At 66.6% G+C, this 6515-nt stretch carries 5 protein-coding genes; 2 read left to right on the plus strand and 3 right to left on the minus strand.

Going from position 1 to position 6515, the window contains the following annotated elements; translation table 11 throughout:
* The first annotated feature begins 3 nt into the window (after positions 1-3).
* The gene (cobA, locus tag ABZY89_RS13440) at positions 4-1230 is read left to right on the plus strand and encodes a uroporphyrinogen-III C-methyltransferase (RefSeq protein ID WP_355227821.1); all 1227 of its coding nucleotides are present in this window, start codon (positions 4-6) and stop codon (positions 1228-1230) included.
* Between the two features lie 142 nt (positions 1231-1372).
* Entirely contained in the window at positions 1373-2176 is an 804-nt protein-coding gene (locus ABZY89_RS13445; protein WP_355227823.1) for an RNA methyltransferase, read from the plus strand.
* A 149-nt stretch (positions 2177-2325) separates the two neighbouring features.
* On the opposite strand, the gene ABZY89_RS13450 is transcribed toward ABZY89_RS13445, so the two are convergent.
* From ABZY89_RS13450 to ABZY89_RS13460, 3 genes are read right to left on the minus strand one after another with little or no spacing between them, the layout of a single operon-like run.
* Positions 2326-4314, minus strand: coding sequence for a hypothetical protein (locus ABZY89_RS13450; protein ID WP_355227825.1), 1989 nt, complete (start codon positions 4312-4314; stop codon positions 2326-2328).
* Positions 4311-5474 carry a 5'-methylthioadenosine/S-adenosylhomocysteine nucleosidase gene (locus tag ABZY89_RS13455; RefSeq protein WP_355227827.1) on the minus strand — a complete coding sequence of 388 codons (1164 nt, stop codon included), beginning with the start codon at positions 5472-5474 and terminating at the stop codon, positions 4311-4313. The genes ABZY89_RS13450 and ABZY89_RS13455 overlap by 4 nt, the downstream gene beginning before the upstream one ends.
* Positions 5475-6221, minus strand: a complete 747-nt coding sequence (locus tag ABZY89_RS13460; protein ID WP_355227828.1) for an NUDIX hydrolase — start codon at positions 6219-6221, stop codon at positions 5475-5477. It lies immediately after the preceding gene.
* Positions 6222-6515 lie beyond the last annotated feature (294 nt).

Consider the following 6515-nt stretch of genomic DNA (forward strand, 5'->3'; position numbering starts at 1 on the left):
CCCATGAGTTCAGAGCATGCCGTTCCCTATCCCGCCGGCCTCATCCTGGAGGGGCGGAGGGTGGTCGTCGTGGGTGGTGGCCGGGTGGCGCAACGGCGCGTGCCGGCGCTGATCGCCGCGGGGGCGCGGGTCGAGGTCGTCTCGCCGTCGCTGACCCCTGCCCTGGAGGGGCTGCTCGGCTCGGGCGAGATCACCTGGCACCAGGCCCGCTTCTCGGCAGACGTGCTAGACGGCGCCTGGTACGTCATCGCCGCGACCCAGAACGCCGACGTCAACGAGGAGATCTCGGCCGCCGCCGAGGAGCGACGGATCTTCTGCGTACGCTCCGACGACGGCACGCAGGCCACCGCCTGGACCCCGGCGACCGGACAGGACGGCGACCTGACCATCGCCGTGCTGGCCAACCGTGACCCGCGGCGCTCCGCGGGCGTACGCGACCGGATCCTCGACGGGCTGCGCTCCGGTGACCTGATCGCTCCGCACGAGCGTCAGCGCGTGCCCGGAGTGACCCTGATCGGTGGCGGCCCGGGCGACCCCGGGCTGATCTCGGTCGCCGGTCGCAAGGCCCTGATGGAGGCCGACATCGTCGTGGCCGACCGGCTGGCGCCGCGAGAGCTGCTCTCCGAGCTGCCCGCCGACGTCGACCTCGTCGACGTCGCCAAGCTCCCCCGCGGCCGCTCGGCCCAGCAGGAGGAGATCAACCGGATCATCGTCGAGGCTGCCCTGGAGGGGAAGGCGGTCGCGCGCTTCAAGGGCGGCGACAACTTCATCTTCGGCCGTGGCTTCGAGGAGGTGCTCGCCTGTCGTGAGGCCGGCGTCCCGGTCCACGTCATCCCCGGCCTGACCTCTCCGGTGACGGTGCCCGGCGTCGCCGGGATCCCCGTGACCCACCGCGGTGTCGCGCACGAGTTCACCGTCATCTCCGGCCACGTCCCGCCGGGCGACCCCACCTCGCTGACCAACTGGTCCGCGGTCGCTGGCCTGGGCGGCACTCTGGTGCTCCTCATGGCCGTCCAGAACGCCCCCGCGATCGCGACCGCTCTTCTCGATGGCGGCCGCGAGCCCGGCACCCCCGTCGCGGTCATCTGCGACGGCACGATGCCCACGGAACGTACGGTCCTGGCGACCCTCGAGACCCTCGAGAAGACCCTGGCCGACGAGAACGTCCAGCCCCCGGCGATCATCGTCGTCGGCGAGGTCGTCCGCGTCGCCCACCCGGACTTCTTCTAGTCGCCAGCTGGTTCCCACTGATGGGGACACTTCCCCACTCGTACGCAGCTTTCCCACCCTCCGGAGCGTGGGGAAGCTCCGCATAAGTGGGGAACGTACGGATGTGTGGGGGATTCCGGTCCGCGCCTACGCTGGTCCCCTCATGGCAACCCTGATCGAGATCTCCGACCCCGCCGATCCCCGGCTCGCGGATTACCGCGACCTGCGCGACGTCGAGCTGCGCAAGTCCCTCGAGACGTCGGAGGGGCTGTTCCTGGCCGAGGGGGAGAAGGTCGTACGCCGCGCGGTTGCCGGTGGCTTCGAGCCGCGCTCGTTCCTGATGGCGCCGAAGTGGCTCGACGGGCTCGCCGACACGCTCGCCACGACCGATGCGCCGTGCTACGTGATGAGCGAGAAGGCGGCAGAGGAGGTGACCGGGTTCCATGTGCACCGCGGCGCGCTGGCGTCGTTGAAGCGGAGGCCGCTGCCGTCGGTCGAGTCTGTGCTCGAGGGTGCCCGCTCGGTCCTGGTGCTCGAGGACATCGTCGACCACACCAACGTCGGCGCGATCTTCCGGTCGGGCGCTGCGCTGGGGTTCGATGCCGTACTGCTGGCGCCGCGCTGCGCCGACCCGCTCTACCGCCGCTCGATCAAGGTCGCGATGGGCGCGGTCTTCGCGCTGCCGTGGACCCGCCTACCGGACTGGTACGAAGCGCTCCCGTCCCTCTCCGCCGCCGGCTTCACCACCGTCGCCCTGACCCTGGCCGACGATGCCGTCGACATCGAGAAGGCCGTCGACGGCGTCGACAAGGTCGCACTGGTCCTGGGCTCCGAGGGCCACGGCATCTCCCCGCGATGGCAGCAGGCCGCCGACCGCCGCGCCATCATCCCGATGTCCGCCGGCATCGACTCCCTCAACGTAGCCGCCGCCACCGCGGTCGCCTGCTACGTCACCGCTCGCCGCTAGCGCCGAGGCGTCACCCCCGTCGGCCGGGCCGTCACGTACGTCGGCCGAGATTGCAGTTGTGGGCGACGAAATTCCACTCTTGTCACCTCAACTACAGCGTCGTCGTCCCCAACCGCGGACTCGGCTGGTGTGGTGTTGGCCGGGTGGCGTCACGCCGAAGAGGCGGTGCCGGACGCTGGGTGGGTGACGTGGCGGGCGGCCCACTGCTTGCCGTCGGCTGCGATGGCTTCCAGGAGATGGAAGGTGTGGACGAAGCCGGTGGCGTTGAGGTTGACCTTGGAGAATTCTCGCTCGTCGGTGAAATCGAGGTCGTTGTCCTCGGGCACGACCTGTTGGGCGTCGGCATCCTTGATGAGGATCTGTCGGGAGGGTCCGTTGGTCAAGGTGAGTTCCAGGTTGTAGCGGTGGCGGTTGTCCTCGGTGACCTGAACCGAGGAGAGCGCGTCGAACCGGTAGCTGCTCCGCTCCTCCTGGCCGCGCTTTGCGGTCAGCACATCGACGTCAGTGCTGACCTCGCGTACGCCCTCCAGGGTGACGAGGAACAGCCGGAAGGAGTACTGGGAGTACCGCCACGGTCCACGGGTGATGCGAGCCCGTAGACAACGAGGCTTCGGGGTCACCAGGAAGGTATAGGTGATTAGGTCATCCCAGTCGAGACGGTATGTGTCCAAGGCATCAGCAATGAACAGGGTCTTGTCGCTGTTGAGCCACATCTCCATCTCTCGCTCGGTGGGCCGCGTCTCGTCTAGGCCCGATTTCCATCGGGCGTACGCGGCTTCGCGGATGCTCTTCTCTGCGTCTCGCTCGGCCTTCTCCCGGGCGACCCTGCGGTGTTCGCCCCTGACTTCAAGGGCAGCTGAGACCGCGGCGTGACCCGCCCCGAAGGCGACCGCGGCCGCGACCACGGAGAGCCCGATATGTGACGGGTTCAGGTTGGAAAAGATGGTAATCAAGATGGCCACGGCGGCGGTTGCGAGCACTGTGAGAGATGAGAGACAGAGAACCTTTGACCACTTCGAGGAGACGCTCTGGGCGGGGTTCTCAGAGGCGCCAATGGAAGGGTGAGCCTTCGCTCGCTCCGCTAGGTGTTGGATGAGCCATTCGACGCCCTCAACGGTGGTTCGGGACTCGCGGTAAAGGCGGGCGACCTCATGGGCAAGCCGCGCACGGTCCTCGTCGGTCCTGCTGAGCCAATCGCTCTGGCTCATCGTGCGAGGAGTGTGAGTTGCGAAGGCGGCATCGAACGATCGACGTACGTCCGTGGTGAAGCCGTTCTGGTGGACAGTGTAGGAGGGTAGTTGGTGGGTCGGGGACGGCTTGAGCGCCCACACGTGGTCTGCCCATTGGTGGCCGAAGTGGGTAGCGGCGACGCCTGCGGCAACCGCGACAGCGATCTCGGTGATTGCCGCGAGCGGATGCGTGATCATCGCTAGGACGGCAAGGCCAAGAGCAGCCGCTGTGAACAGGGCGGCGCGAAGCGGGAACGCTGCCTGGGCAGCAACAGCGTCGTACGGATGGGGCTCCAGCGTGCGTGGCGGGGCTGGTTCGGGCTCGAAGTACATCCTGATCCGTTGCGACCGGCCGTCGCGAAACTGATCGGCGGCGGCCTTGCTGCGCCTCGCCTTCCACATGGTTGCCTTGACCGCGGCAGGCATCACTCGATCCAGGTGGTCGTTGATCAGGTTCTGCTGGTCGAGGGCCAACGCCTCGATGCGAGCACGCCAGTCGGACGGGGCGTCAGCCTCGGCCTGGCGGTATCCGATCAGTTCAAGAACTACGATGAGCGCTTGTTTCCAGTCGTCCTCGGGGAATGTCGGTAGCAGACGCAGAAGAAACTTCAGATCGCGACGGTCGGCGTTACTGAGGTCACGTTGCGAGCGTCCGCTGAGCATGGCGATCATCCAGTGGAACCTGACCTTGGAGTTGTCGAATCCGTTGGCGATAGCCTCCTCGATGCATTCGCGGGCCCGGTCGAATCGCCCGCCGCTGATGGCGCTCATGCCACTTTCAAAGATCTCTTCGGGCGAGGCGTTTGGCGGAGTGACGTAGAAGGTGGAGTTGTGGACCGCCTCGGCAATGACTCCGATGGATGAGTTGTGGATGTCGGGATTGATTACTGCGCCGTGGTTCTCGGTCATGAGAGGCCACCGGCTATCGCGACAAGGGGCGCCAGCTTGGCGGCCAACTCGGCGAGGTCGGCGATCAATCCACGCAGCCGCTTCAGCGCGATGGTGGTCTTCCGATTCGACTCGGGGGTGCCCTCCTGGGCGGATTTTCGGGCTGTGTTCAACTCGACCAACGCCTCGTTCCAGGTCTCGTCGTCGAGGTCACCTGCCGCATGATGCTGCTTGAGCAGTTCGGCGAACCTGTCCAGCTCCGCGACGAGATCCGCTGCTGTGGTGATCTTCGGCTTCGAGTTGGTGTGGATGTTGTTGTTGTTCACGCTGCCGGCGACGACGCCGACTGTGCTGTTGTGGATCACCGGTGAGACCTGGGTCGTTGGCCGGCTGCCGGGGCGGTTGGTGTCGTCGTGGGTCATCTCGATCTGCTCCTTGTCGGTCATGAGTTCCGCAGCGAGGCGAGTGGCGAACGCGGCGGCGTTCTCGGCCGCTCGCGGTTGCCAGTTCCGATCGTTCGAGCTGTTCTTGGTCCCGTCGGCGTAGTCGCTGATCCCCCGCACTATGGCGACCTGAGCACCGCTGAGATGGCCGGCCTGAGCGACGCCAGCGGCCTCCATTTCGATGGCGAGCGCGTCGTTGTAGTGCTCCCGAATCCACCGAGCCTCTGCGGAGATCTTGGAGTTCTGCACGATGTCGCCCGCTGCGATCGGGCCGAAGTGCACGCGCGGTCGATCCGCCGCGCCCGGGGCCGTATCGAGCCAGTCGTCGAGGCGCGCCAAGTGCATGCCGAGCTGGCTGACGCCGTGGCCGGCCTCCCAGACCCGAGGGCGGGCCTTGAGCCCGTCGTCCTCGCTGGTGCCACCGTGGTAGGCGTACACATGTGACGCGAAGACCACGTCGCCCAGTTTGGTGGCGTCCCACAGGGCGCCGGCGACTCCGACGAACACCACCGCGGTTGGTGAGAACTCCTCAATGGCGCGCTCCGCGATGACAGCCGCAGAATGGCCGCCCTTGTTCGTGAGCCCGAGCGCTACCCGGCGGGAGCTCCCGCGTAGCGTCCCGGTCTCGAATCGGGTTCCGTGCTTGTGGCGGTAGGGCCGAGGATCTGTCACATTGCGACGCACAGCCTCGTACTCAAGGTTGAGCGCGGTGAGAATCACTACCAGGTCTTGCGACATCTACGTCGGTTCCTCTCGTGTTGTCTCTGCGTCTGGGGTGGTCGCGTGGGGGCGCGTCAGCGGCGGGAGCAGTGTGGTGTTGGGCCCCGCTCGGTAGAGCCGGGCTGGCCGCCCGCCGGTGCTCCTGGCCCCTGCGGTGTCAGGCACTACGAATCCCGTCGTCGCACGGACCTTTCGGTAGAAGTTCCGGGTGTCGAGCGGGGTGCCCCACACTGCCTCGTAGACCTGCTGAAGTTCGGCGATGGTGAACGGTTCAGAGCAGAACGCGGTGGCCAGAGCGGTGAACTCGAGGTGGGAGCGTGCGCGTTCGATGCCGTCGGTCACGATCTGAAGGTGGTCGAAGGCCATATCGATTTCCCCGGCCAGCACCGTCTCTGCGGGGACCCATGCGGCGGCCTTCGCGTCGGTGCCCGCGACCGGTTCGGGGAGGTCCGGCACGATCGCCAGGTGGGCAACGGAAACGACCCGGCCTCGGGGGTCACGGTCGACGGAACCGTAGATGGCGAGCTGCTCCAGGTGAACGCGGTCGACGTTCAGCCCTGTCTCCTCATGCAGTTCGCGGCGCGCGGCGTCCACGATCTCTTCGCGGTCGTTATTGAGAAATCCTCCAGGCAGCGCGCGCATGCCATTGAACGGATCCTCGCCACGTTCAACGAGGAGCACACATAGTCGACTCTGGCGCAGGGTGAGGATGACGAGATCGACCGTTAGCAACACGGGCGGCGGAGTCCAGGCGTCAGCTTGCATAGCAACGACACTAGGCGACTTATTGTCGTTCAGACAGTAAGACCTGCTCGAAAGCCGCGATTTGTGCCGTCAGGCGATACAGATCGCGAAATGAAGAAAGTCGGTCGGGCTGCCCGTTCGGGTCAAGCCCAACCGACGTCGGTGGCTTGCTCGGGTGTCGCGCTCACGTCGAATTGGCAGAGGTGGCGCCCGAGATTGCAGTTGTGGGGCGCTGCAGAGCGTGGCCGACCGGGTGGCCGAGGTCCTGCCCTGGTACGCCTCGGTGCATCGCGGCGCCGGCTACCTGTCCCAGGT

The sequence above is a fragment of the Nocardioides sp. NPDC006303 genome (assembly GCF_040613175.1).
Lineage (GTDB): Bacteria > Actinomycetota > Actinomycetes > Propionibacteriales > Nocardioidaceae > Nocardioides.

Excerpts from the sequence above, each read along its gene's own strand:
- cobA (WP_355227821.1), top strand. The coding sequence starts at position 4 with ATGAGTTCAGAGCATGCCGTTCCCTATCCCGCCGGCCTCATCCTGGAG.
- ABZY89_RS13445 (WP_355227823.1), top strand. The coding sequence starts at position 1,373 with ATGGCAACCCTGATCGAGATCTCCGACCCCGCCGATCCCCGGCTCGCG.
- ABZY89_RS13450 (WP_355227825.1), bottom strand. The coding sequence starts at position 4,314 with ATGACCGAGAACCACGGCGCAGTAATCAATCCCGACATCCACAACTCA.
- ABZY89_RS13455 (WP_355227827.1), bottom strand. The coding sequence starts at position 5,474 with ATGTCGCAAGACCTGGTAGTGATTCTCACCGCGCTCAACCTTGAGTAC.
- ABZY89_RS13460 (WP_355227828.1), bottom strand. The coding sequence starts at position 6,221 with ATGCAAGCTGACGCCTGGACTCCGCCGCCCGTGTTGCTAACGGTCGAT.